The 1154-nt window shown below is 45.1% G+C and carries 1 protein-coding gene; it reads left to right on the top strand.

Translation table 11 applies throughout. The features are described from left to right. On the top strand, nucleotides 1-1154 hold a 1154-nt coding region (locus tag MiSe_RS49215), incomplete at both ends, for a polyketide synthase dehydratase domain-containing protein (RefSeq protein ID WP_226594860.1).

Genomic DNA, 1154 nt, shown 5'->3' with positions numbered 1-1154 from the left:
TCTCTAGTTTAGGGCAGTTGTATGTCGCCGGAGTCAAGGTAGATTGGGCAGGATTTGACCGCGATTACCTTCGGACAAAAGTCGCACTACCAACCTATCCATTTCAAAGACAGCGCTATTGGGTGGAGAATACACCACCTCAGCTGCAACGGCAACAAAACTCCACAAAACTGCACCCTTTAATCGACAAAAAGATCGACTTGCCCTTATCCAAGGAAATCTTATTTGAATCTGAATTTAGTGCTGAAACTCTACCATTTTTAGTAGACCACCAAATTTATAACTTTGTTGTAGTACCTGGAGCCTGTCATCTTTCCTTGCTATTGGGTGCAGCAAAGCTGACTTTCCCCAGCGAGGCATGTCTATTAGAAAATATAGTTTTCCCACAGGCATTGGTGATTCCAGAAGATGCAGTACGCCCGGTGCAGTTGGTGCTTTCCCCACAAGAGAGTGGAACCTCTTTCCAACTGATTAGCTTTGAGCCTAGAAATAGCTTCAGTAATACAGCCGACAATGACAATACTCAGGTGAAAAACTGGGGAGTTCATGCTATGGGCAAAATTGCTCACAAAATGAGCCATTCGTTAGAAAATATCTCCATCCCAGAGATCCAGGCACGTTGTCCTCAACAAATAGCTGGTGCAGAAATTTACCAAGATTTGCAAAAACGGCAGATTGCATTGGGTCCAAGCTTCCAGTGGGTTGATAGAATCTGGTGTGGAGAAGGAGAAGCTCTAGCTCAGATGAAATGGCCTGCCATCGGAAATGAACTAAATGAGTATCAATTGCATCCAGGTCTGATCGACTCCTGCTTACAACTGAGCATTACATTCTTGCCTGACGAAGATACTTTTGTACCCTTTGCCATCGAAAGCTTTCAGTTTTACCAACGTCCCCAAAGTCAGCAATTATGGTGTCATGCTCGGCGGCGACAGTCAGAGAACTCGAATGACGATGAGCTAATAGCCGATATCAAACTGTTTGATGCTAGCGGGCAGTTGATTGCACAAATCAACGGTTTGTCAGCCAGAAAAGCGACTCGCGAGTTGTTACTACATTCGCTGTATCAAGATGTCGCAGAATGGTTGTACGAAATCGACTGGCAAGTGGTGGAAAAAAGCCAATCAAAAGCCACGCCTGAAGGGAGTTGGCTG

The sequence above is a fragment of the Microseira wollei NIES-4236 genome, assembly GCF_020521235.1.
GTDB lineage: Bacteria > Cyanobacteriota > Cyanobacteriia > Cyanobacteriales > Aerosakkonemataceae > Microseira > Microseira wollei.
The sequence above is the reverse complement of the archived record's forward strand: the minus strand, read 5'-3'. Positions and strand labels throughout refer to the sequence as shown.